At 62.6% G+C, this 25,809-nt stretch carries 24 protein-coding genes and 2 pseudogenes; 12 read left to right on the forward strand and 14 right to left on the reverse strand.

What is annotated here, in order from left to right; translation table 11 throughout:
* Positions 1-59: 59 nt before the first annotated feature.
* Positions 60-1,043 (reverse strand): DMT family transporter, encoded by a 984-nt coding sequence (locus tag NKJ90_RS25260; RefSeq protein WP_023762439.1) that lies wholly within the window; start codon positions 1,041-1,043, stop codon positions 60-62.
* Between the two features lie 802 nt (positions 1,044-1,845).
* Here NKJ90_RS25260 and NKJ90_RS25265 point away from each other — a divergent pair.
* The 4 genes and pseudogenes from NKJ90_RS25265 to NKJ90_RS25280 all read left to right on the forward strand — a co-directional run bounded on the left by NKJ90_RS25265 (position 1,846) and on the right by NKJ90_RS25280 (position 5,011).
* On the forward strand, positions 1,846-2,988 hold the full coding sequence (locus tag NKJ90_RS25265) for a helix-turn-helix transcriptional regulator (protein ID WP_023762438.1): 1,143 nt from the start codon (positions 1,846-1,848) through the stop codon (positions 2,986-2,988).
* A 101-nt stretch (positions 2,989-3,089) separates the two neighbouring features.
* Positions 3,090-3,506, forward strand: a complete 417-nt coding sequence (locus tag NKJ90_RS25270) for a hypothetical protein (protein WP_156938634.1) — start codon at positions 3,090-3,092, stop codon at positions 3,504-3,506.
* Positions 3,503-4,455, forward strand: a pseudogene (locus tag NKJ90_RS25275) (IS481 family transposase). Before NKJ90_RS25270 ends, NKJ90_RS25275 begins: the two are co-directional and overlap by 4 nt.
* Before the next feature lie 52 nt (positions 4,456-4,507).
* Positions 4,508-5,011 (forward strand): hypothetical protein, encoded by a 504-nt coding sequence (locus NKJ90_RS25280; RefSeq protein WP_156938633.1) that lies wholly within the window; start codon positions 4,508-4,510, stop codon positions 5,009-5,011.
* Between the two features lie 10 nt (positions 5,012-5,021).
* Here NKJ90_RS25280 and NKJ90_RS25285 read toward each other — a convergent pair whose 3' ends face one another.
* Positions 5,022-5,534 carry an OmpA family protein gene (locus NKJ90_RS25285; RefSeq protein WP_023762433.1) on the reverse strand — a complete coding sequence of 171 codons (513 nt, stop codon included), beginning with the start codon at positions 5,532-5,534 and terminating at the stop codon, positions 5,022-5,024.
* A gap of 10 nt (positions 5,535-5,544) precedes the next feature.
* The gene (locus NKJ90_RS25290; RefSeq protein WP_031261187.1) at positions 5,545-6,204 is read right to left on the reverse strand and encodes a L,D-transpeptidase; all 660 of its coding nucleotides are present in this window, start codon (positions 6,202-6,204) and stop codon (positions 5,545-5,547) included.
* A gap of 285 nt (positions 6,205-6,489) precedes the next feature.
* Between NKJ90_RS25290 and NKJ90_RS25295 the strand changes: the two genes are divergently transcribed.
* Entirely contained in the window at positions 6,490-8,418 is a 1,929-nt protein-coding gene (locus NKJ90_RS25295; RefSeq protein ID WP_031261186.1) for an adenylate/guanylate cyclase domain-containing protein, read from the forward strand.
* Between the two features lie 456 nt (positions 8,419-8,874).
* On the opposite strand, the gene NKJ90_RS25300 is transcribed toward NKJ90_RS25295, so the two are convergent.
* The 4 genes from NKJ90_RS25300 to NKJ90_RS25315 form a co-directional block, all read right to left on the reverse strand.
* Positions 8,875-9,219, reverse strand: coding sequence for a hypothetical protein (locus NKJ90_RS25300; protein ID WP_084025712.1), 345 nt, complete (start codon positions 9,217-9,219; stop codon positions 8,875-8,877).
* Positions 9,220-9,575: 356 nt separating this feature from the next.
* Positions 9,576-11,099, reverse strand: coding sequence for a winged helix-turn-helix domain-containing protein (locus NKJ90_RS25305; protein ID WP_023762430.1), 1,524 nt, complete (start codon positions 11,097-11,099; stop codon positions 9,576-9,578).
* Positions 11,100-11,729: 630 nt separating this feature from the next.
* Positions 11,730-13,667 (reverse strand): adenylate/guanylate cyclase domain-containing protein, encoded by a 1,938-nt coding sequence (locus NKJ90_RS25310; protein WP_352487111.1) that lies wholly within the window; start codon positions 13,665-13,667, stop codon positions 11,730-11,732.
* A 296-nt stretch (positions 13,668-13,963) separates the two neighbouring features.
* The gene (locus tag NKJ90_RS25315) at positions 13,964-14,671 is read right to left on the reverse strand and encodes a winged helix-turn-helix transcriptional regulator (RefSeq protein WP_023762428.1); all 708 of its coding nucleotides are present in this window, start codon (positions 14,669-14,671) and stop codon (positions 13,964-13,966) included.
* A gap of 303 nt (positions 14,672-14,974) precedes the next feature.
* Here NKJ90_RS25315 and NKJ90_RS25320 point away from each other — a divergent pair.
* Positions 14,975-15,208, forward strand: a pseudogene (locus NKJ90_RS25320) (YdhR family protein); the annotation flags it as partial.
* Here NKJ90_RS25320 and NKJ90_RS33600 read toward each other — a convergent pair.
* The 7 genes from NKJ90_RS33600 to NKJ90_RS25355 form a co-directional block, all read right to left on the reverse strand.
* Entirely contained in the window at positions 15,133-15,621 is a 489-nt protein-coding gene (locus NKJ90_RS33600) for a tyrosine-type recombinase/integrase (RefSeq protein ID WP_245266844.1), read from the reverse strand. The pseudogene NKJ90_RS25320 and the gene NKJ90_RS33600 sit on opposite strands and share 76 nt — an antisense overlap.
* Positions 15,519-15,887, reverse strand: a complete 369-nt coding sequence (locus NKJ90_RS33605; protein WP_245266842.1) for a phage integrase N-terminal SAM-like domain-containing protein — start codon at positions 15,885-15,887, stop codon at positions 15,519-15,521. Before NKJ90_RS33605 ends, NKJ90_RS33600 begins: the two co-directional genes overlap by 103 nt.
* A 563-nt stretch (positions 15,888-16,450) precedes the next feature.
* On the reverse strand, positions 16,451-17,770 hold the full coding sequence (locus tag NKJ90_RS25335; protein WP_023762424.1) for an NAD(P)/FAD-dependent oxidoreductase: 1,320 nt from the start codon (positions 17,768-17,770) through the stop codon (positions 16,451-16,453).
* A complete protein-coding gene (locus NKJ90_RS25340) occupies positions 17,767-18,750 on the reverse strand; it encodes a branched-chain amino acid ABC transporter permease (protein ID WP_031261183.1) in 984 nt (327 codons plus the stop codon). Before NKJ90_RS25340 ends, NKJ90_RS25335 begins: the two co-directional genes overlap by 4 nt.
* Positions 18,747-19,655, reverse strand: a complete 909-nt coding sequence (locus tag NKJ90_RS25345; protein WP_023762422.1) for a branched-chain amino acid ABC transporter permease — start codon at positions 19,653-19,655, stop codon at positions 18,747-18,749. The genes NKJ90_RS25340 and NKJ90_RS25345 overlap by 4 nt, the downstream gene beginning before the upstream one ends.
* Positions 19,652-20,401, reverse strand: a complete 750-nt coding sequence (locus NKJ90_RS25350) for a branched-chain amino acid ABC transporter ATP-binding protein (protein WP_023762421.1) — start codon at positions 20,399-20,401, stop codon at positions 19,652-19,654. The genes NKJ90_RS25345 and NKJ90_RS25350 overlap by 4 nt, the downstream gene beginning before the upstream one ends.
* The gene (locus NKJ90_RS25355; protein WP_023762420.1) at positions 20,398-21,195 is read right to left on the reverse strand and encodes an ABC transporter ATP-binding protein; all 798 of its coding nucleotides are present in this window, start codon (positions 21,193-21,195) and stop codon (positions 20,398-20,400) included. Before NKJ90_RS25355 ends, NKJ90_RS25350 begins: the two co-directional genes overlap by 4 nt.
* A 126-nt stretch (positions 21,196-21,321) precedes the next feature.
* Between NKJ90_RS25355 and NKJ90_RS25360 the strand changes: the two genes are divergently transcribed.
* The 6 genes from NKJ90_RS25360 to NKJ90_RS25385 are packed head-to-tail and all read left to right on the forward strand — an operon-like array spanning position 21,322 to position 25,675.
* On the forward strand, positions 21,322-22,056 hold the full coding sequence (locus tag NKJ90_RS25360) for a GntR family transcriptional regulator (RefSeq protein WP_084025714.1): 735 nt from the start codon (positions 21,322-21,324) through the stop codon (positions 22,054-22,056).
* Positions 22,053-22,535 carry a DUF3830 family protein gene (locus NKJ90_RS25365; RefSeq protein WP_023762418.1) on the forward strand — a complete coding sequence of 161 codons (483 nt, stop codon included), beginning with the start codon at positions 22,053-22,055 and terminating at the stop codon, positions 22,533-22,535. The genes NKJ90_RS25360 and NKJ90_RS25365 overlap by 4 nt, the downstream gene beginning before the upstream one ends.
* Before the next feature lies 1 nt (position 22,536).
* Positions 22,537-22,890 carry a TIGR04076 family protein gene (locus NKJ90_RS25370; protein WP_023762417.1) on the forward strand — a complete coding sequence of 118 codons (354 nt, stop codon included), beginning with the start codon at positions 22,537-22,539 and terminating at the stop codon, positions 22,888-22,890.
* Complete coding sequence (locus NKJ90_RS25375) at positions 22,887-23,942, forward strand: aldo/keto reductase (RefSeq protein ID WP_023762416.1); 1,056 nt, start codon at positions 22,887-22,889, stop codon at positions 23,940-23,942. Before NKJ90_RS25370 ends, NKJ90_RS25375 begins: the two co-directional genes overlap by 4 nt.
* Positions 23,939-24,367 carry a DUF4440 domain-containing protein gene (locus tag NKJ90_RS25380; protein WP_023762415.1) on the forward strand — a complete coding sequence of 143 codons (429 nt, stop codon included), beginning with the start codon at positions 23,939-23,941 and terminating at the stop codon, positions 24,365-24,367. The genes NKJ90_RS25375 and NKJ90_RS25380 overlap by 4 nt, the downstream gene beginning before the upstream one ends.
* Before the next feature lie 48 nt (positions 24,368-24,415).
* Complete coding sequence (locus NKJ90_RS25385) at positions 24,416-25,675, forward strand: ABC transporter substrate-binding protein (RefSeq protein WP_031261180.1); 1,260 nt, start codon at positions 24,416-24,418, stop codon at positions 25,673-25,675.
* Positions 25,676-25,809 lie beyond the last annotated feature (134 nt).

Here is a 25,809-nt window from a genome sequence, read left to right on the forward strand (position 1 = left end):
GCTCCAAGACAGACCGTTTTCGACGCGCCCGACCACGGCTGGCAGGATTAGTGAGGGCGTTACCGGGAAGGGTCATGGAATGCCTCCTCGTGACCTGGATTGGCGGTGGCAGGAGTGCCCCAGCCCCCCGGGGCGGCTCCAAAGGCGTCGAGAGCGCTGGGGTCAGTTCGCAAGGGCAGGCGTGCCATCGGCATGCGGTTCGACATCGCGACCGAAAGGATCGAGCCGAGAATGATCGCGGCGCCCAACGCGCCGACGGCAGAAGACCGCTCGCCGAGGAAGATCGCCGCAGCCATGGCGCCGAAGACGCTTTCGGCGCTGACGATCACTGCGGCATGGCTGGCGGAGGTGAAGCGCAGGGCGGCAATCAGTATGCCGAAGGCGAGCGCGGTGGAGAAAACCCCGAGCACCAAGAGTTCGGGGGCAGCTTCGGAAGCCGCTGTGAATGAGAGGTTGCCGTGCACCGCCCCGAGCGGAAGGGCGAAGGCTGCTACGCCGAGGAACTGTGCGGCCGCGGCCGTGAGCGGACGCGCATGGGCCTGCATGTGTCGGCCAAGCTCGACCGTCCAGAGCGCATAGCAGCCGGCCGACAGGATGGCGGTGAGATCGCCGCCGCTGAAACCGGCGATCCCGCCTGACAGAAGCAGGCAGCCGATCACGGTCGATCCGGCGGCGAGTATGAGACCCGCCGTTGGACGTTCGCCGGTGAGCAGCCAGGCGGCCAGCGGCGTGATCACCGTTGCCGTGCTGATCAGGAAGCTTGCATTCGTGACTGTGGCGCCGAGATAGCAGAGCTGCTGGAGCACGATGGAGACGGCAAACAGCGCGACCACCCGGACCAGACTGGAAAAAAGGCCGGCGCCGGCAGGCACTCGCCGTTCGGTCAGGACGAAGGGTAGCACAAGCAGTCCGCCAATCAGGCAGCGCAGGCCAACGGCGCTCAGCGCATCGAGGTGATCGAGCACGGTCTTTTGCGCCACATTCCCGAAGCCCCACAGAGCGGCGGCGAACAGGAGAAGCAAGTTGGCCGTGAGCTTCGACATTCGCCGCCCCCCGGAGCCCAACCTGGGCTAGGTTCAGTAGTCTCGGCAAAGCTTCTGTTGTTGGGCCGGATGTCGTCAGAGCAGCCAACATGACGCTCAGCTTCTCGTCCCGGCCGACTAATAGAGGAGGATACTCCCCCGACAGAATGGCTCATGACCCAAACGGGTCATGAGTGGAAAAAGACCCGGCGCTGAAGTTAACTTCAGTAAGTCGCCCGCCGGAAATGGAGCGGCCTAAACCGAATAAAGGCATGTAAAAGCTGGACAGAAAAATAAAAAAGGCGCAACCTTCAAATACTTAATGGGGGTTGAGGGGACAACCCCTGAGTAGTATTGGCCAAATTATCAACTGAAAGTGGCTACCCGTTCTGGATAGTGGCTACCGATTCTGGATACGAATTGGGGATTTTCGGTGGATTATTTGCCGTAGCGCCATAGGCAACAGTCTGTGGGGGAGGTGTTTTGTGTCTCCAGCGTTCGATTTTGCTGTCATCCAAGACTGTCAGGTCGAAGCAGCGCTTGATCCGACTCGGCGGGATAAAGCGATGGAGCGGGCAGCGAAGGCCACCGCAGGCCTCGGCGCGTTGCCTTTCGGTGTCCACGATCTTTTGCCGATCCTGCCGCGCGCACGCTCGGCGTCTCGCGCAATTGAGACTCATGCCAATGGCTGGCGGATTGAAACCGATGGGCGTTCCCGCGAGTCCCGGTCCCGAAACGCCGATTTGAGCCTATCCGCAAAGATACGGACCCGGGCAATCGGTCACCTCACGATGATCGCAAGGAAATTCGCGAAGGTGTGGCCATGAAACAGGAGCGGGTAAACAAGGCCGTCGACGCCTGCTACGAGGCGATCCTGACTCCCGAGACCTGGCCTGACGCCCTTCACGGACTGGCGCGCTCGCTCGACGCCGCGTGCGTTATGTTCTATCCGCGCAACCCCGACAGCAGCAGCAATGATCCTCGGAGTCCCAATCGGTCGCTGCTCGAAATGCCGGCCTCGCACGACTACCGAGACCTCTTGCAGGAGTATATTAAGAACAACTGGTTCCTCAACCACTACCGGGCCGAACGAGGACTGCCCCTGCTTGACGCGGGCAGAACCGTGGTCATCGAAGACGACCTGTCCACGAAAGAGGACCGAAGGCGCCTTCGGCAATACAACGAACTCTACCTGCCTTTCGGATTTCCCGGCTTCGCGATGATTGGCTGCAATGTCGAGGGCGCGCCATGGGCCGTGCCGATGCTGAAAGGCCAGGGTCAGGGCCAGTTCACGCGGGATGACGCGCGATATCTGGAGACGCTGGTTTCCCATTTTCGGCGGCTGATCGCACTGTCCGAGCGCCTGGTCTCCTCGCGGGGCAAGGTCAGCCTCAACGTCCTCGACATCTCGAGCGCCGCGTTCCTCCTGGACTGGCGCGGCCGGGTGGCGCAGCTCAATTCAAGGGCAAGCCAGCTGCTGCACGCGGGGCTCTCGATCACCAACGGGCACCTCCACGCCATGCATCACGAGAGCGACATCGCCCTCCAGCGCGTCGTCGGAATCGCCACGCGGACGCGTTCGTCTACGGCGTTGAAGGATATTGGACCGGTCGCCCTCGCCAGGCCTGGCAGCCGCCCGCTGCTCGTCGACGTGCTGCCCAGCATCGGGATCATAGCCGATGCGTTCCAGTATGCGAGCGCCATACTCATCGTGTCGGACCTCGACGAAAGACCTCTGCATTCCACGGACCGGCTGCGAAACGCCTTCCGATTAACGGCAGCAGAAGGGCGCGTCGCAAGCCTCTTGAGCGCCGGGCACGATATTGGGACGATCGCGGACACGCTGAAGCTTGCGCGCGAGACGGTTCGCAATCAACTGAAGAGCATATTTTCCAAGACCGAGACCAGCCGACAGGCGGAACTGATGTCTGTGATGTCCAGGATCTATCCCAACCACCCGGGGTGACGGTCCGACCGAACGGAGACCCTAGATCTGCCGATGGCACTCTTTGAGGAAGGAAGTCCGTGGGTACTCCCCGACTTAGGTGCAACGCTAGAATGAGCCGATTGGGGATCGAGGACGGTATCATCGACCGTATCTATGAGGCGGCGATCATTTCGGAGCTGTGGCCGGAAGTACTCGACAATCTAAGCCATGCAATCAGTTCTGCAGGAGGCATTCTGTTTACCGCCAGTGCCGGTGAGATCCGCTGGACCAGTTCTCCCGGCACCGCGGAGTTCATGCGCGCATTTGTTGACGGCGGTTGGGACAAGCGCAATTCGCGGGCGACGCGCTTAGCCCCCATGAAATACCCTGGGTTCGTGCACGACCTCGACATCTTCACCAGAGAAGAGGTCGACCGCGACCCGTTCTACACTGAACTCTGTCGCCCTAAGTGTGAGCTTTCAGAGGGTTGTCCATTCGGACCGGACCGAGGAGACTGGAGTTACCAAGCTGCAGCACTCGCCGGAGGGTCCGAATGAACATCCACAAGAATGCCCGTCTCACGCCGCTGCGTCGAGAGGAGATGGCGCTGTCGGTCATTGAGGGGCGTCTTTCCCAAGCCGATGCGGCGCGCACCTACGGCGTGTCGGCCCAGATCGTGGCGCGCTGGGTCGAGCGCTACAAGGCCGAGGGCAGCAAAGGCATGATCGATCGTTCCTCGCGACCTGCCCGTATGCCACAGGCCACCGCCACGTCGATCGCCGAGCGTATCGTGGCGCTGCGGCGGCAGCGTTGGACCGGCAGTCACATCGCCATGGAGGTCGGCGTCTCGCCCGCCACCGTCAGCCGGGTTCTCAAGCGCGCCGGGCTGTCGCGGCTCAAGGATATCGAGCCGGCCGAACCGGTCCGGCGCTACGAGCGCGAGCACCCCGGCGAGATGATCCACATCGACATCAAGAAGCTCGGCCGCTTCAGCCAGGTCGGCCATCGCATCACCGGCGATCCGCAAAAGGGCAAGTCGCGTGGCGCCGGCTGGGAGTTCGTCCATGCTGCATCGACGACGCTTCGCGCATCGCCTTCTCGCAAATCCTGCCCGACGAGAAAAAAGAAAGCGCCATCGCCTTCCTCAAGGCGGCGGTTGCCTACTACGCCAGCCTCGGCGTCGCGATCGCCCGCGTCATGACCGACAACGGCGCCTGCTACAGGTCGAAGGCCTTCGCCAAGGCCTGCCGCGATCTCGGCCTCAAGCACGTCACGACAAGGCCCTATACGCCCAAGACCAACGGCAAGGCCGAGCGCTTCATCCAGACCGCGCTCCGGGAGTGGGCCTACGCCATTGCCTATCCGACATCCGACCACCGCGCCGCCGAACTGCCGGTCTGGCTGCACAGATATAATTGGCATCGCCCCCACGGCAGCCTAAAGTCAAAACCGCCCATCAGTCGCCTCGCCTTAACCGAGGACAACCTGTTGAGGCTCCACACCTAAGGGAGTAGGCTGGGCGGCGGGGACCATCATCGATGTCCCCAACGGTGACATGATGGTCTACAGTTTCGACCGTGCCGTCGAGGCCGGACCGTATGACCGCTCCGCTATTGATTTCCTGGACAGCTTGAGGCCGCATCTGGCGCGTGCGGGCATTATGGCGGCCAGGCTTCACTTGGAACGTGCGAAATCAGCCGTCGATACACTTGCCGCAGTCGGATTGCCGGCGGCGGTGCTCCGCGCGGACGGGCGCGTGGTCGCTGCAAACGGGTTGCTTGAGGATCTGACCCAGCACGTGATCATTAGCGCATTCGACCGCGTACATCTTGTCAGCAAAAGAGCAAACGCGTTGTTGGCCGATGGCTTAAGTCACATTGACGAACTGCCTTCGATCGGCGTCTTGTCTTTCGCATCGCTCGGGCTTAACGAGGAAAAAGCGGTGATGCACCTGCTCCCCCTCCGTCGCGCCGCCCATGATATTTTCAACGGTGCAGCCTGCATCGCCCTCGTTACACCGGTCGGCAAGCTCAATCCGCCGGCGGAGGCGCTCCTTTGGTGACAAGCAGCCCCTACGACTCGTCCCTCTCATCGCGCAAATTAGACACAACGCGGCGGTTCTGCGACCTGCAGGCGGCGTCGCGGCAGTCGCGGACGAGCCTGTCCTTGCCGTAGCCCTTGGCCCACATGCGGTTGCGGTCTATGCCGCCGGCGGCGAGGTAGTCCATCACCGCATCGGCGCGCTGCTTCGACAGCGCCGTTTCACTTGCGCCTGGATCGTCGGCGAAACCCTGCAGCTTGAGCAGCCAGCGCGGATGCTTTGCTAACCAGGCGATCTGGGTGTCAAGGGTGGCCTTGGCGACAGAATCGAGCGCGGCCGAACCTTGCGTGAAATAGGTGCGGCGGCCGACATTGAGGATAAAATCCTCCTCGCTGCCCGGCTGCACGTTCTGGAAACCGGCAATCTCGGTGTTGGTGACGTCGGGGGTAGGAGGGGCCAGCGTGTTGCTGGTCGAGCAGGATGCGGCCAGCACCAGCAGGCCGGCGGCGAGCAGCCGGCGTGTGGTTTCAATCATGCTGTTCATGATGCGCCAATCATTCGACAGTGGTGGAAGCGGGCGCCTGGTCGGCGATGTGCGGTAGGACCTCCACTGCGGTGCCGATCGGGCACCGCTGGTAGAGGTCGATGATGTCTTCCGGGAACATGCGGATGCAGCCGCTGGAAGCGTCGGTGCCGATGCTCCATGGCTCCAGCGTGCCATGCAGGCGGTAGCCGATGTCGGCGCCGTCGCGGTACAGATAGAGCGCGCGCGGCCCGAGCGGATTGTTGGACGCGCCGCCTGCGACCATGGGCGGCAGGTCCGGCTTGCGCTTACGCATTTCGGGGGGCGGGACCCATTGCGGCCACAGCGCACGGCGGTCGATCGTCGCGCGGCCGTACCATTTGAAGCCGTCCTTGCCGACGCCGACGCCGTAGCGGATGGCGGTCTTGTTTTCCATGATGAGGTAGAGGAAGTGGTGGCGGGTATCGACCACGACGGTGCCGACCGGCTCGCTGCTGAAATACTTGACGATCTGGCGATGCCATCTCTTGTCGATCTTGGCGAAATTGGTCTTGCGATAGACAAAATTGTTGTCGCTGGCGGCACCGGCGAAAAAGGATTTTGCCGTCGCGGCTTGAACAATATTGCCAGTTGCACCGACCGCGACCAGCGCCAGGCCGCCGAGCACGACACCCCTGCGTGATAAAACCATCGGCAATCCCCCATGCCGTAAGCCTGACGGACCATAGTCGAGAATTATTTCGCCTCAAAGTGGAAAATGCTGCAGTTGGGGCCGGAAGCGGACTGTCAGCTTTCAGGATGACTGGGCAAGAAAGCCGACCCTTGCGTGCGTAGTGCGGACCGCTTTGCGCCAGAAGCGACCTTTCCGACCAACTGGGGCTAATGGACGACTTCCTGGCTATAGCAGGGCGGGCCTCTCGTCAGGGCGCTGGGTTAGGTGTACCATTTTAGCTATGTTGGGTCCGGGGGCCGGATGATGATCGTCCCTCCATTGAACCGGAAACTGTTGGCGATCCTGGCGGCCGATATGGTCGGCTACTCAAGCGCGATGGAAGCCGACGAGGCGGGCACCATCGCGCGGCTGAGGGCCATTCGCGCCGAACTGACCGATCCCGTGATTGCCCGGCATCAGGGCCGCATCGTCAAGCTGATAGGCGACGGCGCGCTCGTCGCCTTCGACAGCGTGGTTGACGCGGTAATATGTGCCGCGGAGATCCAGCAGGCAGCTGCGAAGCGTAATGCCGGCCTGCTGGCGGCAGAGCGGATCGTGTTTCGCCTCGGGATCAATCTGGGCGATGTGGCACTGGTGGATGGCGATGTCTATGGCGACGGCGTCAACGTGGCAGCTCGCCTGGAGCAGCTGGCCGAGCCGGGCGGCGTGATGGTGTCGGGCACGGCATACGATCATCTCCAGGGCAAACTCGACTGGCCGCTCGATTTCGCCGGCGAGCAGCAGGTCAAAAACATCAGCCGCCCAGTGCGGATGTACCGGCTGAGACTCGACGGCAAACGGGCGCGCCGCCCGCTTGCCGGAATGATGCCGCGCTGGACCAGGACGGCTGCGGCGGCCATCGTGGTGCTGGCTCTGGCGAGTGGAGGGACCTGGTGGTTCTTTCAGCCTGCACCACTGGGGGCCAAGCCGTCGGTCGCGGTGCTGCCCTTCAACAACTTTGGCGGCGACGAGGCCACCGGGCGCTTGGCCGATGGCCTCACCGAGGACATCATCACCGATCTCGCGCAGTTTCCCGAACTCGACGTCGTGGCACGCAATTCGACGCAAGCGTACAAAGGCAAGTCGGTGGATGTCCGCCAGGTCGCGAGTGCGCTCGACGTCGGCTATGTGCTGGAAGGCTCGATCCAGCGCCAGGGCGGTCGGCTGCGGATCACCGCGCAGTTGATCGATGCAAAAACCGGCAACCATCTGTGGTCGGAGCGATGGGACCGGCCTGCTGAAGACGTATTCGCCGTGCAAACCGAGATCGCCGAGCAGGTCACCAACCGTCTCGGCAACGGCGTGGGGCTAATACAGGGAGCGGGGCGGGCTGCAGCGAAGCGTAAACGGCCGGACAACTTGACTGTCTATGACTACTATCTGCTCGGAACCGAAAGGATTGAAAAGATTACCGCAGCGGATGAGGAGGAGGCCATCAGGCTGCTCAATCTTGCTGTCAAACTGGACCCGGAGTTCGCCCGCGCCTGGGTGGAACTTTATCATGCTCATAACATATTGGCTGGCTTCGGTATCAATCCCGAGAGCGAGATCAAGGCGGCTGCCGATGTAGCCGAACGCGCGGTGCGGCTCGATCCGAGCGACGCCGAGGCGCACGCCGTTTTTGGCATGAGCCTCAAAGACAAGGGCGACAACGCCCGCGCCAAGGTCGAGTTGGACACGGCCCTCCGCCTCGCTCCCGGTTCGGCCGAAATCCTGACATTCTATTCCGGCTTTGCGTCAGGCTTCGACGAACCCGAACGCGGCGCTCAGTTGGTCGACCAAGTTATACGGCTCGACCCGAATTACCCGATGTGGGCAACTGCTTTCTACTCCACTGCCTATTTTATGGCTGGCCGCTATGAGGACGCCTTGAAGATGCTGGAACGCAAGACGCCCGATAACTACGGCAAATGGGAATGGGTGATGCGTAGCAGCTCCCTCGCGGCACTGGGTCGAACCGATGAGGCGAATGCTTCGGTCAGGGAAACTCTCAAGCACTACTCGGATTTGACCGTCGAGGGCATGGTCAATGAATTCAGCTTGAGCAAGACGGAGCGCGGTCGTTTCATCGAGACAATGCCGCTCGCCGGCTTCCCGCTTTGCGCCAAGCCCGGAGCGCTGGCAAAACTCGCCAAACCTGTGCGGCTGCCGGAATGCGAGGCGGGGGAGGCGCAGCCTCTTGGGCAGCCATAGAACCAGCTCGGCGCAAAGGGGAGACGTGAGTCGCTGATCGCGCCGGTATTGGCGGCCCGCTGTCGCCGTGATGACGCATATGGTTGTGACGCCGGGCGAAGCTCCCGCTAGCGAACGAAGAAACTTAGTATGTCCGGAATTGGGCCGACCGCGGACCGGCAGCTTCTAGGCTGCAGACGTTAGCAAGCCGACATTCCGGGCTCCGCGAAATGCTCGGCCTGCGACCTCCCAACTGTAGGTCTAGTCGGCACTCCGGGCCGGCGCGAGACAACCACATCAGCAAAGCGTCCGAGCGTGGCGAGCATGTAGCGAACGCCGAAATCCCCCGTGGCCTAGCCCTTGGTCTTCCCGATGCTGCGTTGGATCGCCAAACGACTGCATGACTTAGAAAAAGTCCATATTACCCTTAGGAGCGCCTTCCGCGGGCGCCATAGGATGCGTCCGATGCCTCGCAAATCAAAATCCGTCGGGAGGAGCAAAGAAGCAGTTTGCGTGATCTTCGGTTGGGTGCAAGCAAATGTGAAAATGGCTGTCTCCGGACGGAATGGTGTCGCCATACGGAATTCGGAAAAAGTGTTGCCTTGTGACGAGGTGATGGTCGCCCGGATTGAGCAGCACTCTGAAACCATCAGGGCCGGTGCTCACACTGGTATTCGGAATTTCTTGGCAATCGCCTCTCTCTTGGTCGCCTCCGCAGCAAGCAGGTGGATAGGTCCATCCCGATTCGGTGTCGTGGGCGCCAGCGCCATTCCAGCAAGACAGCATCGCTAGGGTAGCTGAGAAACACCAAGCGCGATTCATCTGTCGTGTTCCGGCGGACAGCAGGTGGCAAATCCGCCGGCAAGTGTGAGCGAAGTCCTGCCGGATGTAACGAAAGGACTCCGATCAAAGGGCGATATTTTCCCGATCGGCGTCTTCGTCTGGCCCGTTTCGGTAGAAGAGCGTTTGCTACCAACCATATCGTCTCCAAGGAAGACCTGATGCGCGCGGTTTGGGGAGGAGGCGTCGTCACCGAGGAGAGCCTCGTTCAAATGCGTGACCGACATTCGCCAAGCATCGGGAGACAACGACCACCCGCTGTTAAAGACAGTGCCGAAACGCGGCTATGTCTTAGTGCGTCGGGCGACCTGCGCGCGGTTCGGTCAGCGCTGGCTGGCTCATTCAGGAAGCCCTGCCGTTCGCAAGGCTGTTGCCAGTGCGTCCATCAAGTACGGCCGGAACAGGTTAGTTCGCACGTAGCCGCCGACCGAGAAATTCGGCGCCACCTCGATCAGTCGTGTTGCCGCAGAGTGCGCGGCTTCGACATTGCCAAGGCCGACGTGGCTGGCCGCCAAATAGGCGTACGGGATGCTGAAGCCGGGATTGGCCCGGACCGCCAGAGCGGCGTATCTGGCCGCGTCGGCAAAGGCGCCGGCAAAAAGGTGGGTCAGGGCTAGTGCGCAGTAGGGATGGTAGCTCAGTGGATCGTCGAGCGGGCTCAGCCGCAGCGCCTTGTGCGCATGTTCCACCGACCGCTGGTGTCGCTCACTGTGGGCACTGACCAAAGCGCTGAAGCCAAAGGCTAAGGCCGAATTGTGGTTCAATGCGAGGGCCCGGTCGAGCACCTCAACGGCGGCGTCGTAGTCCCGGGTGAGGTTGGCGCGGACGAACGCGCCGATGCTCATCGCCTGCGGGTCGTCGCTGTTGATGCCTAACGCAATGTCGGCGTGGTTGAGTGCGGCCGCCTTGTCTGCGGGATCCAAACCGTTGCGGAGGTAGCGCTGCTCGTGACACCATGCGGCGTAGCCATGCGCAGCGACATAGTCCGGCTGAAGCTCGATCGCGCGCGCCAGCAGTTGCAGGGCCTTGTCGGTCTCGACGGGCGTGTTCGCATGCGCGTGCGGCAGGGCCCGAAGGTAGAGATCGTACGCGTCCAGACTTTCGGGCCGCTTGCGGCGCGCGCGGTCGATCTCCGCACGACGGACACTCGGTTCGATCGAGCCCACGATCTGCTCGGTCAACTGATCCTGGAGATCGAACACGTCCGTTGCCGCGCCCTCGAACCTGTCGGCCCAGATATGAGTGGCCGATGCGCCGTCGACAAGCTGGGCATTCAACCTCAGTCTCCCCCCGGACTGCCGCAAGCTGCCCTGCAGCAGGTAGCGAACGCGCAGTTCAGCGGCGATTGTGCGTGGATCGGCTTTCTCGCCCCTGAAGTCGAAGGAGGAATTGCGTGCGATGACGAACAGGCCCGGGATCTTCGAGAGGTTGGTGATGATGTCCTCGACCAGGCCATCGGCGAAGTAGTGAGGCTCGTCGCCGCTCATGGTGGCGAACGGCAGCACGGCGATCGAAGGGCCGCCGAGCGCACTCTCGTCGCCACGCTCCAGCGACAGGCGGTAGCCCCGTCGCGAGACGGTGGCCAAGACCGCATGCCGTTGGTCGCCGAGCGCTCGCCGGATCTCGTGGATGCATTGAACGAGACTGTCGTCGGTAACGGCGGCGCTTCCCCAGACGGCTTCAAGCAGCTCGGCCTTGCTGACCAGCCTGTTCGCGTTCTGGACGAGGTGGCGAAGGACCGCATAGGCCTGCGGCCTGAGGGCGATTGCGTCGCCATCAACAAGACGGAGCGTCTCGCCTTCCAGGTCAACGACAACCTTGTCGTTGAGGACAAGGGCGGCAGTTGCTGGCGAACCGACCATGACGATCCCCACGTGTGACGGATTCCGTCGCCTAGCATACACGAGGACTTCGCCGACGGCTCTCCATCCTTTCAGGGCTCTGGCCGGCGCAATTTCGGCAAACGATCGGAACTCGCCCGTTACTCGGACGAGGGTCGTCGCAACGAAGCACGACCGCGCAGGAGGGAATAAACGATGTCTCCCACCCGATCTTGTCCGGTCGCTCCGCGATCGCGCGTGACGCTCCTGGTAGCCGCCATTTGCGGTTCGGTGCTTCCCAAGGTCGACCGCGGCGGGTGAGTGTGATTTTTTATGGAATGAGGGCCCCGTTTTGGAGTGCGCCCCTGAAACCCTTGATAAGACCCCTCTCGCCCCAGTCGCTAGCAAGAATCATTTGGCACGGCAGCTTTGGAGAAGTTTCATTGGTGCCTGGATGACCGATAATGCGGCGCATCGCCGCCAGGCAGCATTTGGGGCCGAAAGCCGAAGGGCCGCTTCCGGGACGTGGGGAGAGAGCCGACCTTCGCGTCCAACAATAGCGCGGGCTGCTTCGCGCCAGCTCTACCCCTTCGCCGACCTGCCTCGAACCCGGACCGACGGCGATCGCGCTTTGGGCGGGGCGGAGCGGCTTCATGCCGACTACGCGCTAGATCAGCCCGATGCCGCCTTGGCGCGCTCTGCATCGCACGATTTCATGTGGATCATGTTGGGGTTGCCTTTGAGCTCCGCCGCGGTCGCGCAGGCCCGGAGTCCGGCCTTCCGTGCGCCTTCTGCAACCAGCTCTGAATTGTGCCCGGGGGCGATTGACCACTTGGTCACAAACTTCTCTGCGGTCCACCCGGGGTCTTGTTTGAGCACCTCCTCAGCTACTTTCTTCGCCTCGTTCGGCTGGTTCAGGTAACCATACAGCATCGCAGTAAATGATATCTCATTGAGCGAAGGGTTTTGGTAAAGCGTTACATACTTAAGCGATTTATCAAACTGTTCGCTAAAAAAGTACGACCAGTAAAGACTAATATTATACCAGTTTGGGTAGTAAGGATTTAGCAAAATAGCTCGTTCCGAGAGGCGAACGGCCCGTGCGGTATCTTCTTGATTAATATTCATGGCAATCAGCGCAAGAGTGTCGGCGTCGTTTGGCGCGAGGGATTCCGCCTTGTCAAACTCGACAAGGGCTTGCGCCCCCTCACCATTCCAGGCGAGGGCCTGGCCGAGTGCGCCATGGGCCTTGTTGCTGTTGGGATCGAGCTCCACGGCTTTTCGGGCAGCCTCCAACTGCTTTGACAGTGCCTGTTCAGGAGAAACAGCAAACCCATAGCCAAACATGTAGCTATAGACGTAGGCTAAACCGACGTAGGCCCGTGCCATCTGCGGATCGAGGTCTATGGCCTTGTGGAACAGCTTCTCTGCTTCGATCAACCCATCCTTGGTGATACCTCCCACCGGGGTGAAGGCCATCTGGTCGGCCATCAAAAGGGTGTCATAAGCCGTCAGACTATTGGGTGGCTTGTGCTGGGCGAGTTTCAATTGCGATTTGCGAATGACACCGACTTGTGACCCCAAGGTATTTGCGATCTTCGCAGTGACGTCGCTCTGCACCGCGAAGATATCCTCGCCGGATCGGTCGTAGCGCTCGGACCAAAGGTCGGCGCCTGTGGCAGCGTCGACAAGCTGCGCCGTGATGCGAACGCGATCGCCGTTCGCCTGCAAGCCACCCGTGAGAACATACCTCACGCCCAGATCGGCGCCGACCTGGCGGACGTCCACGGCCTTGCCCTTGTAAACGTCGGTCGAGTGGCGTGCGATGACGAGAACATGGTCCGATTGGGACAGGTCGGTGATGGTGTCTTCCGTAATCCCGTCAGCGATCCGATCCCATTTGGGGTCCTTGCCGAGGTTGTCGAACGGCAGGACGGCAATCGACGCGTAATCGACAGCCACACCCGATGATTTCCACCAGCCCTGGATGCCAAGAACTGCACCGAGGGCTACCGCCACAACTGCAGCCAACCTCGCCAGTATTAGCCATCTGTCGCGCAAGCGCCGAGCCTTGAGCAGGCGGCGCCGAGGCTGCCCATGCAGATTCACCCGGTAGACCGGCACAGGTTCGGCGATGTTCTTCACGCGCTGCTCGCCCATGGCCTCGAAGGCGAAGGCAAGCTTCTTCTCCACTTCCTTGGCCACCTTGCCGGACACGTAGATGCCGCCAGGCTCCGCGATCTGCTCCAGGCGCGCAGCTATGTTGACTCCTTCGCCGAAGCGGTCGTCGCCCTCGACGATCACCTCGCCCAGATTGACGCCGATACGCACCTGGAAGCGCTGATCCTCGGGAACGGCCGCATTGCGCTCTGCGAGGCCTCCTTGAAGCGCCACGGCGCATTCGACGGCGTCCATGACGCTAGAGAACTCTGCCAGCAGACCGTCGCCCATGAGCTTGAAGATATGGCCATGGTGGCGGGCGATCTCGGGTTCGAACAGTCCCTTACGGCCCGCCTTGACACGCTCGAACGTGCCCTGTTCGTCCTGCTCCATCAGTGCGGAGTAGCCAACGACGTCCGCGGCGAGAATTGCAGCAAGCTTACGGTCCATGACCGTCCTCCCATGCTCGGGCGCATCACACTGCACGACTGATCAGTACCACAAGCTTGGGAAAAGCGCATTGGGGACGCCGACTTCACCCACCCATCAGCCGGTGAGCACGCGAGATCGATCAAAATCGCGGCAAGCCGACATCGAGTGGATTTCTCCGCCATGTCGAGCATGCGGTTCGTTAGCCTCACCCTGCGGTGACGAGGATGCCGCGTGGGTGGTCCAGTCCGGCCAGCGCGCTCTGGGGGGCCGAATGCGGACTGGCGGCTTTCAGTGCGCAACAATGGCAATGGCTTTCAAGAAAGCTGGACGATTCCCTCAAGCGCCGCATATACCGAAGTTCGCAGCCAACGATCCATGCCGCGGGCAAGGCCGGGGTCGCCGCTCAGGAAAAGGCCACCCCTTTCTTTCTCACGCTCGATGCTGGAGCGGCCCTCCAGGATGGCCCCCAGCGAAACAACGCTGGTCTCGACGTAAAGATCGACGTCCCGGCGGGGGTCGAGCGAGCATAGCTCGGGCAAGTCCGCGCCTGGCTCGACCACAAACCAGTAATGGGGAGACTTCGGGGGGGGGTCGTCGCGGAAATGGAAGCGGATGACGGCGCGCCGCCGCGGCAGTTCAGCGAGGTCGATCTTTCGCCGCACGGCCCACATGAGGGTCGAAACATCCACGTCGCCGAGAGCGATTTCCGCCTCGATGTTGCATTGCGCCCATTCCGCCAGCGCATTCATCGCCGGCTCGAGCTTGATTGACTTCTCTGTGCGGAAATAGCCGATGGTGCCCGTCGCCCCGTCCTCGACGCGCTCGACCAGGCCCAACGCTTCCATCTCCTTGAGCCGCCTAGACAAGAGGGCGGACGAGACGTTGCCCACCCCCTTGCGAATGTCATTGAAGCGGGTCGAGCCGTTCCAGAGCTCGGTCAGGATTTGGATCGTCCAGCGCGGCTCCAGGAACTCGCAGGCGCGCGAGATCGGGCAGACCAATCCGTAAGGCCGTCGCGTCATGGCTGAGCGCTCCCTGCCGCAGGTTAGGCCTTGCGGAGGTCTAAGGCCAGTTCACAATCGGAAGCGGTACGCTTCCGAAGCTGCCCTGGCGCCTTCCCGCCTTCTGCCGTCATGGTGGTTGTCATTCGAGCATCCCCGATCAACGGAGGTTACCATGACCTGGCGTAAGATGACGCAAACGAGACTAGGCCGGACCGTACTGCGCGTGTCGGGCACTTTCCTGATCGTTCGCTCGGACGCAACAAGGGACGCATGGCGGGTCGCTTGTGGCCGCGCAACGTCAACTACTGAGGGAGGAAAGACATGTCGGCTAAAATCCTGCAAATCAACTACAAGCTCAACGGGCCGAGGGCCGAGTACGAGAGAGAAAACCTGCCCTATGCTCAACCCATCGCGGACATACCTGGCCTGCGCTGGAAGGTCTGGATCATAAACGAGGCCCAAAGCGAAGCTGGCGGGGTCTACCTATTCGACGATGATGCCGCAGTGAAAGCCTTCTTGGACGGGCCAATTATTGCGGAGATGAAAGGGGACCCGACGTTGAGCATCAAGGCGTTTGACGTGATCGCAGAACTCACGACCATTACACGTGGTCCGGTGAAGTAGTATTCTCGGAGGTTGGAAGGGCGCATGTTGCGGAGATGCCGACGTCGGATGCTTCCTGACCGCGCGGTGCAGTTGCCGCGACGAGACAGGCGCGATGCAATTACGCCCCGGGAACACCCAGCCATGGGGAGCATCACCCCGCGCCGCTTGCCTTCGCGCCACCACAGCCGCAGCTGTTCCAGCAGTTGCGGCGAGAGCATGGCGATGCGGTCCCTGCGTCCCTTGCCCTGTTCAACGCGGATCAGCATGCGTGTGGAGTCGATGTCGTCGACCTTGAGGTGCGCGACCTCGGACACGCGCAGACCAGCGCCATAGGCGACACCGAGCGCGGCCTTGTATTTGATGCCTGGCGCCGCTTCGAGCAGCCGCGCCGCTTCCTCAACGCGATGGTCGCCGGGCCCAGGCCGTTCTCATGCTGATGCAACTGGAAGCGCCGGATGTCCTCGATCGTCGCCGTGTCGGGAGCGCAGACAAGGAACGCGGCGAAGCGCCGGACATGACGAATGTAGTCCTGCTGCGTATGCGGTCCCAGACCCCGCATCAGCATGTCCTGCTGCTGCATGCGCTGGCGAAGCGGCGTGGTCGGAGCATCGGTCGACAAGGTAGCCATGGCCAGTTCCTCTCGCTGAAGGGAACTCCATGGTCGGATCGCGGGCTCTACCTGCTCAAGACCAATGCCTGTCGCACCATCTCAGAACGAGGCGCCCCTCCCGCGAAGCGGGTTCGTGCATGAGGCGCAAAGCTGACGTTAGCGGCGAATTTGAACCGAATACCCCGTCATCCCATATTCATGACTTGTGCTTCGAAAGTCGCAAAAAAGGCGGTGTGGAACGCAAGATGCGAGAACACGAAGGCGATTGACTCATTGGGTGATGACGCCGTTGTCCGCAGCACAACGAGCAATTCGATTGAGCCCGGTGCGGTTTCGAGCTAGTGCGAGGCCATCAACTGGTCACGTGCCAAAATGACGCCGCTCCTACATTGGAATGCGAGCTCGCCGTCCGATATTGGGGGGATGAGAAGCCTGTTCAGAATCTAATTTGGGCAGGGTCGCCCGCCGTCCCCAGTCCTCCGGACGAACGCTGATGACCGCAGCAAACAAATTAAACTGACGATCCTCTGACTTACCGATAACCAATCGTTGCGCGGCGGGCATATTCCTCCTCGAAGCGCTCACGCTCGAAGAACCAGATTCGCATTGTCCAACCGGTCGCGCAGCATGCTCCAGCCGAGCAAAATATTGGGCGCATGCCGCAGTATCGCATGGAACGGGATCGGCGCTGGCGCCACAACGGGCAGCGGCAAGTCAGGGGCGTCGGTTCCAGCGGCCCAATCGGCCAGCACCTTGCCCATCGCCGTGGTCATGGCAATGCCGCGGCCGTTGCAGGCGCGCCCGGCGATCAGGCCGGGACCGAGGTCGATCAGATGCGGCAGGAAATCCGGTTCGACCGCTGCTATTCCCGACCAGCTGTAGGCAAGCGGCGGCAAGTCGGGCAGGTCGAGATTCTGGCCAAGCCGCCGCCAGATTGCCTGCGGTACACGCGTATCGGCGCCGGCGCCAAGAATATGCATACCGCCGCTGATCAGCCGGTTTTCGGCGTCGAAGCGGAAGGTGAACAGATTGCGCCTGGTGTCGCCGACACCTTGCCCGCCGGGCAGCAGCCGCGTGCGCATTTCGCGCGGCAGTGGCGCTGTCGCGATCTGGAAGACTTTCAGCGGGAAATAGGTTCGCTGCAATGACGGATTGAGGGACCAGCCATAGGCGTTGGTGGCGATCAACACCTTGGCAGCGCGTACCGATCCCGAAGGCGTTTTCAGCATCCAATCATCGGCTATGCGATCAACCGAGGTGACGCGCGTCCGCTCGAAGATCTTCGCGCCAGCTTTCTCCGCCGCATCGGCGAGCCCGCGCGCGTATTCGACCGGGTTGAGTACGCCGCCAGAACGATCCATCCAGCCGCCGACATAGCCTGGCAGGCCCGTCAGCGCCTCGACCTCCTGCCGATCCAATGTGACTGCCGGCCGGCCACGCTGCGCCCATTGCCCGGCACGTGACTTGACCTTCTCGAAGGCGGCAAGCGAATGCGCCGGCTGGATCCATCCGCTCTGCACCGCGCCGCAGTCGATGCCGTGCTGCCGGATCAAGCGGAACACCAGATCGGCACTGCCGGCGGCGAAATCGATCAGCCTTTCGCCACGTGACGGCCCGAGATGGGCCAGTATGTCGGTCGGGTCCATCTTGGCGAAGTTCGGCACGACGAAGCCTGCATTCCTGCCGGTCGCGCCCCAGGCGATGAATTCGGCTTCGAGAACGGCGACGGAAAGCCCTTTCCCGGCCGCGTGCAGCGCGGTCGATAGACCGGAAAAACCGCCGCCGACAATGGCGAGGTCGACATCGCGCCCACCTTGCAGCGCGGGCCGCTCGCGGCGATAGCGGCTGACCGCATGCCAGAGCGAAGCGCTATGCGTTTCCTGCCGGGGCACGGCATTCATGACCCGGAACTGCTCTTGGCCTGAGCGATCTTCGTCCGCCTGCCGAACCATGGCCGCCGCGGCCTGTCGCCGAACAGGCCGTTCGGCCGGATCAGCAGGATGACGCAGAGCATGACGCCGATGGCGGCGATCTGCAGCGCGGCGGCGCGCGCCTGCTGTTCCGGCGGGAACAGGATGCTGGTCAGCGTGCCTGACCCCGCCCATATCGCCCACACCAGGATGCTGCCGATGACGGCGCCGAGATTGCTGCCCGAGCCGCCGACGATCAGCATCACCCAGATCTGGAAGGTCAGGATCGGCAGGTAATTGTCCGGCGCGATGAAGCCGGTGAAGTGCGCCTGCAGCGCGCCGGCCAGCGCCATGATGGCGCCGCCGGTGGCAAAGGCCTGGACGCGGTAGAAACGCGCGCTCTTGCCCAACGAAATCGCTGCCCGTTCGTCCTCGCGCAGCGCCTTCAGCACGCGCCCCCAAGGGCTGCGCGACAGATGCTCCAGAGCGAGGTAGGCGATCAGTGTCACCACCGAAACGACGGCAAGGTTCGACAGGTTGAACAGCAGCGGCGTCTCGGCCAGGCTGCCGAAGGGGCGCGGGATGAAGCCGATGCCGAACGGTCCGCCGGTCAGCTTCTGCGCGTTGAGCGCGACCAGTTGCACGACGACGGCGACGCCGAAGGTGGTGATCGCCAGATAGTCGGATCTGAGCCGCAGCGTCGCCATGCCGGTAAGGGCCGCGGCGATGCCGCCGACGACCATGGCGCCGAGCCAGCCAACAAGGATCGGCAGGCCGAAGCCGCCCAGCCGCGCGGCATCGTCCGGTGTGGTCAGCATCGCCGATGTATAGGCGCCGATGGCGACGAAGCCGGCGAGGCCGACATTGAACAGGCCGGTCAGCCCCCACTGCAAATTGAGCCCCAGCGTGACCAGCGAGAAGATCAGCGCGGTGGTCAGGAAGAAGGCGCCGTAGCCGAGCAGGTCCATCAGCGTTCCCTCACACCAAACAGGCCGATCGGCCGCACGAACAGCACCGCAATCAAGATGATGAAGGAGACCGCGGCGCGCCATTCGGCGCCGATCAGTTGCACCGCGCCGGCTTCGGCCAGCCCGATGATCAAGCCGCCGAGTACGGCGCCCGGGATGCTGCCGATGCCGCCGAGAATGGCGGCGGCAAACATCGGCAGCAGCATGTCGAAGCCCATGAATGGGCGGATCTGCACCAGAATGCCGATCATCACGCCGGCCACGCAGGCGAGCGCCCCGCCGATGACCCAGGTGACGCGCACCACGCTGGCGACGTCGATGCCGACGATGCGGGCCAATGCCGCATTCTGGCTCAGGGCCTGCATCGAGCGGCCGGTCTGCGTGCGCGTCATCAACAGATGCACGCCGAGCACCAGCACGGCGGTCAGCATCAGCAAGGCGATCTGGTCGGGGGTGATGCGGATGCCGAAGCCGATCGGCATGGCGATCTGAATCGCCCGGCTGAAATAGGTCGGCCGCGAGCTGAAGGTGAATTCAAGCAGGCTTCTCAGCGCCATCGAGGCACCGAAGCTCGCCATCACCACGATGATCGCCTGGCCTTGTGAGCGCAGCCGCGCGAATAGCACCTTGTCGAGCAGCAGCGCCAGCAGGGCGGTGAAGGCCATGCCCACGACCAATGCGACAATCAGCGGCCAGCCGAAGGAGAGGGGAGCAATGGGTGCCACCTTGCCGACCATCGCGCCGATGGCGCTGACGACGGCCAATGTCGCATAGGTGCCCCAGGCCATGAAGTCGCCATGGGCAAAGTTCGAGAAGCGCAGGATCGAATAGGTGAGCGTCACGCCGATGGCACCGAGGCCGATCATCGAACCGGTCAGCAGCCCGTCGACGACAAATTGCAGGTTCATGCCGCACCTCCTTTCTCGACATGCAGCGGGCGCTGGCCGAGATAGAGTTCGGCGATCATCGGATCGTTCCACAGTTCGGAAGCGACACCCTCGTGCCGGTCCTTGCCTTCGACCAGTACATAGGCGCGGTCGCCGATGGCGAGCGCTGCCTTGGCGTTCTGTTCCACCAGGAGGATGGTGACGCTGGATTTGCGGATGCCGGCCAGCATCTCGAACACCATCGAGACGAATTTCGGCGACAGGCCGGCCGACGGCTCGTCGAGCACCAGCACCTTGGGGTGGACGATCAGCGCCCGTGCGACGGCCAGCATCTGCCGTTGCCCGCCCGAAAGGTTGCCGGCGGCGGTTCGCCGCTGGCGGACGAGGTCGGGAAACGCCACATACATCTCCTCGATGCGCGCAGGAATCTCGCGCCGTTCGAGGATGCCGCATGCGACTTTCAGATTGTCCTCGACCGACATGAGAGGAAAAATGTTTTCGGTCTGCGGCACGAAGGCCAGGCCTAGCCGCACCATGGTGTGCGCGGGCGCGGCAGTGATGTCATTGCCGTCCAGAAGCACCGTGCCGCGGCTGATCGGGACGAGGCCGGCGATAGCCTTGATGAAGCTCGACTTGCCGGCGCCGTTGGGGCCGAGCACGACGACGATCTCGCCCCTGCCGACGGTGATCGAGGCGCCACGCACGATCGGCACGCCGGGTTCATAGCCGGCTTCGAGATCACGGACATCGAGGACGGTCTCGCTCATGCCGCGCCTCCGAGATAGGCCTCGATGACGCGCGGGTCGCGTGCGACCTGTTCGGCCGTGCCTTCGCTGAGCAACTGGCCGCTCGCCATGACGAGGACGCGATGGCAGAGCCGCGTCACCATGTCGATGTTGTGCTCGATCAAAAGGAAAGTGATGCCTCGCGCATTGATGTCGCGGATGCGGTCGATGATGACTTCGAGCAGCGTTGCGTTGACGCCGGCCGCCGGTTCGTCGAGCAGGATGATCGCCGGGTCTGCCATCATGACGCGGGCGAGTTCGAGCAGTTTGCGCTGGCCGCCGGAAAGCACGCGCGCCGGCTCATGCGCGAGATGGGTGAGGGTGACCAGTTCCAGCAGTTCGAGCGCCTTTGTCCTGGCGGCCCTTTCCTGCGCCGCCACGCGCCACGGGGTGACGAAGTTGGCGAGCAGCCTTTCGCCGGCCTGGCCCTGTGCCGCCAGCATGATGTTTTCGATCAGTGTCAGATTGGGCAGCGGGCGCGGGATCTGGAAGGTGCGGCCAAGGCCACGACCGATGCGCAGATGTGCGGCTTCGCCCGAGACAGGCGTGCCATTGAGAAGGATCTCGCCGCTGGTCGGCAATATGCTGCCGGCGAGCAGATCGAACATCGTCGTCTTGCCGGCGCCGTTGGGGCCGATCAGGCCGAGGATTTCTCCAGCCCTGACATCGAACGAGACATCGTTCACGGCGACAAGGCCGCCGAACCGCCTGACGACATTCCTTGCCGTCAGAACCGGCGCGCGGGTTTCCCCTTGCCGTTTGGTTGCCTCGCTCATCAAACCCTCTGGCCGAAGACGATCATTGCCGTCTCCTGATTATGATTTGTGATCACACTTGCTTTGATCACGCTATTCGGGTTTAATTTCATCCGCAAGCCGAAAACCGGCCAAGAACGGAATTCCATGCAGAAGGCTGCCATCGAAAAGAACAACGAGGCGATCGCGGCCCAGCTTGCGCCGGTCGGCCGCGAAACCGTGCAGGACCGTGTCTATTCCGAACTGCGCCGTGCCTTGATCGGCGGCCTGTTCGAGCCGAGCCAGGTGCTGACCATCCGTGGCTTGGCTGACGCCTTGGTCACCTCGACTATGCCGGTGCGCGAGGCGCTCGGCCGGCTGATCACGGAAAAGGCGCTGGAGGCGCTGCCCAACCGTTCGGTGCGCGTGCCGCCGATCACACTGGAACGCCTCGATGATCTCCTGCGGGCCCGCATCCTGATCGAGGGCGAGGCGATCGCGCTGGCCGCGCCCCGCATGGGCCCGCGCCAGATCGCCACCATCGAGACCATTCTCGGTGAATGGGACGAGATGCGGGCATTGAAACACAAGAAGGACGTCGATCGCGAAGTGACGCTCAACCAGAGCTTTCATTTCGAGATCTACCGCTCCTGCGGCTCGGCCGTGCTGATCCCGATGATCGAGAGCCTGTGGCTGCAATCCGGCCCCTGCATCCGTGTCGCAATCTACGCCTTCTCGGAGGCCGGCGAGGTCGACACCGCCCAGTATCACCGCCGCATCGTCACGGCGCTGTCCACGCAGGACGCGCAGGCGGCGCGCGAGTCGCTGGTCGCCGACATCAGTCGACCCTTCACCTTCCTGCGCAGCAAGCTGCAAGCTGCCGCCGCGAAAGACCAGACATGACCGCCATCAGAATCACCGAGCCGCGCTCGCAGCTTTCCGTCACGGCGCTGTTGCTGCCCGAGAAGGCACCGGAAAACGCCGCCTTCCTATCGGAATATCTCGGCATGCCACGCGTCGTTCCGGGCATCCATGCGATGTGGACGGGGCCGGAAATCTCCTGTCCGGTTCCCGCAGCCGATCTCGAGGGCCAGGCCTATGCCAGGCCGTTGCCGGCCGAGAACGCGACGCTGAACCCGCAGCCGGGCGATATCGTGCTGTCCTATGTGCCGCCACGCATGTGGGGCGGCAACCCCAACGCGATCTTCGATATCGGCCTGTATTACGGGCAGGGGGCGCGGCTGCTGTTTCCGATCGGCTGGCTGGCCGGCAGCGTGGTGGCGCAGGTGCCGCCTAAGGAGCGCGAACAGTTCGCCGCCGCATGCGGTGTTATCCGCCGCAATGGCGCCTGTGACATCACTTTCAGCCTGGTGGAGGCCTGAAATGGCTGACGACAGTTTCGAGCTGTTCGATCTTCGCGTCGAGGCGGTCATCCCCGAGGGAAAACCGATCTACTGCGGTGCCAAGGCTGGCGACTATTTCGAGCTCAAGGGCGAGATGCTGTCGATGCCGGCAGGGCAAGGTTTCTCGATTTATTCGCTCGCCGCCGTGCTGCCGCTGCTGGCGGCGAAGCAGCGCCCGACGGACAGGAACGACTGGATGACCTCGGACGCCGAGATCGCTTGTCCCGATCCCAATTGCGCCAGCCGATTGCGGATCGTCAGGATGGGCAAGCGGCGGTTCAACCATGCCGAAACCACGGCCGTGCCGCTGCCGAAAGAGAATGACCTGACATGACCACCAAAACCTTCGAACTCGGCCCCGGCTACATGATATCGCGCGTCATTCGTGGCGGCTGGCAGCTGGCCGGCGGCCACGGCGCTGTCGACCGCAGCCAAGCGGTGGCCGATCTGATCGCAACCTTCGACGCCGGCATCTGGACCTATGATTGCGCTGACATCTACACCGGCGTCGAAGAGCTGATCGGTGCCGCGCGCCTGCGGCTGGCCAGCGAGCGCGGTCTCGATGTTGCCGCCAGGATGAAGGTGCACACCAAGCTGGTGCCCGACCTTGAACGACTGGCCAGCATAAGCCGCGACTATATCAGGGGCATCGTCGACCAGTCGCTGCGGCGGCTGAAGACCGAGCGGCTCGACCTCGTGCAGTTCCACTGGTGGGACTATGCGCAACCTCGCTATGTCGATGCGATGGGCTGGCTCGATGAACTCCGGTTGGAAGGCAAGGTGCGCAATCTCGGCACCACCAATTTCGACACGCCGCGGCTGGCCGAAATCCTCGCCGCCGGCATCCCGCTGGTCAGCCAGCAACTGCAATACTCGGTGCTCGACCAGCGGCCGAGCAAGAGCCTGGCGGCAGTCGCTTCGAAGAACGGCGTCAGCTTCCTCTGCTATGGCTCAGTCGCTGGTGGTTTCCTCAGCGACAAATGGCTTGGCGTGGCCGAGCCCGCCACGCCGCTCGAAAACCGTTCCCTGGTCAAATACAAACTCATCATCGATGATTTCGGCGGCTGGGACCTGTTACAGGAGCTGCTTCAGGCGCTGAAGGCCGTTGGCGATCGCCGCGGCGTCGACATCGCCACCATCGCCAGCGCCTGGGTGCTCGAACAGCCGCAAGTCGCCGCTGTCATCGTCGGCGCTCGTAACCAGGCGCATGCGCTCGCCAACGCCAAAATCATGGATATCGCGCTCGATGCCGAGGATCGGGCGCGGATTGCAGCCGTCATCGCGCAAGGCACTGGCCTTGAGGGTGATGTCTACACGCTGGAGCGCGACCGTCACGGCCGTCACGGCTCGATCATGCACTACAACCTCAATGCGGGGAAGAAATGAGCGGCGAGCGCTCCCTGTTTTCACGCGCCAGCGCCGAGGTTATCGACCTGCATCGCTTCTTCGTCGACTGGTTCGTTGCCGCGCGAGCCAACACGGCAGACTTCGGCCGCTTCGAACGCGCCATGGGCGAAGACTTCAGCATGGTGGCGCCGGACGGCCAGGTCCTGGATCGGGACGCGGTCGTCGATCATGTCCGTACAAGCCGCGCCTCTTGCGACGACGGTTTTGCCATTTCGATCGACGACATCCGGCCCGGCTGGCAGGACGCCGATACCATCGTCGTCCTTTACGTCGAGGCCCAGCTGCGCGGCGGCAAGCGCAGCCGCCGCCAGTCGAGCGCCGTCTTCACCACCAGTTCATCGGCGCCCAACGGCGTCGAATGGCGGCATCTGCATGAAACCTGGCTGCAGGTGCCGGAACGCTGAACAGGCTCCAGAGATCAAATACAGTTGAGTAACGAAAGGGGAACAACAATGACAAAGACGATACTCCAACTCACCACAGCACTTGCTCTCGTGACGATGGCGGGTGCGGCACAGGCCGCCGATTGCAAGATCACCGTCGGCCTCGTCATGGAGTTGACAGGCCCGGCCGGCGAATACGGTCAGGCCGGCGCCAAGTCGGTCGAGATGGCCTTCCGCGACATCAATGAAGCCGGCGGCGTGCGCGGCTGCGACCTGGCGACCGACACGCGTGACAGCCAGAGCCAGGGCAACATCGCGGTCGACGCCGCCACCCAGCTGGTTCAGGTCAAGAAGGTGCCGGTCATCATCGGCGGCATCATCTCCTCGGTGTCGATCCCGATCCTGACGTCGGTCACAGCGCCGGCCAAGATCGTCCAGGTCTCGCCGGCGTCGTCCTCGCCGACGCTGACCGCGCTCGGCCGCGACGGCAAGACCAATGGTATCTTTTTCCGCACCATCACCTCGGATGCGCTGCAGGGCGTCGCCGCGGCCAAATATGCCGTCGACAAGGGCTTCAAGAAATTGTCGATCATCCATGTCAACAACGACTTCGGCGTCAACATGGTGGCCGAATTCTCGCGCGCCTACAAAGCGCTCGGCGGCACCATCGTCTCCGACACGCCTTACAATGAGAAGCAGTCGAGCTATGCCTCGGAAGTCACGGCGGCGATGGCCGGCGAGCCGGACGGCCTCTATCTCGTCAGCACGCCGGTCGACGGCGCAACGGTCGCCCGGACCTGGATTTCGCAAGGCGGGGTGCAGAAATTCCTGCTCAATGACGGCATGAACAGCCCGGACTTCATCGAGTCCGTCGGCGCCGATTACCTGAAGGAAGCTTACGGCACATCCTCCGGCACCAGCCCGACCGCCTCGACGGAGTATTTCACCAAGAACTACAAGGAATTTTCCGGCATCGAACCGTCCAACCCGGCGGCCGACCGCTCCTACGATGCCGGCGCCATCGTTGGCCTCGCAATCGCCATTGCCGGTTCGGAGGATCCGGCCAAGATCAAGGACGCGATGTACAAGGCGGTCGATCCGGCAGGCACGCCGATCTTTGCCGGCAAGGAAGGGTTCGCCAAGGCGCTCGGCCTGATCAAGGACGGCAAGCCGATCCGCTATGAGGGTGTCATCGGCCCGGTCACCTTTGACAAATTTGGCGACATCACCGGCCCGTTCCGGCTGTGGAAGATCGTCGACGGCAAGGTGACCACCGATGGCGAAATGACCACCGACGACGTCAACGCCCTGCGGGCGAAACTTCAGTAAGAACTTGTCGCGCGGGCAGGCGCGAAAAAGCGGAGGATACGGGGGGCCCGCCCCCCCCCCCCGGGGGGGTTTTAAAAAAGAGAACGGGCGGCGCAAGATTAGGTGGTTTTTAGGGTGGGTGAGGGGTGTTTTAT

Source organism: Mesorhizobium sp. M0051, assembly GCF_040323235.1.
GTDB lineage: Bacteria > Pseudomonadota > Alphaproteobacteria > Rhizobiales > Rhizobiaceae > Mesorhizobium.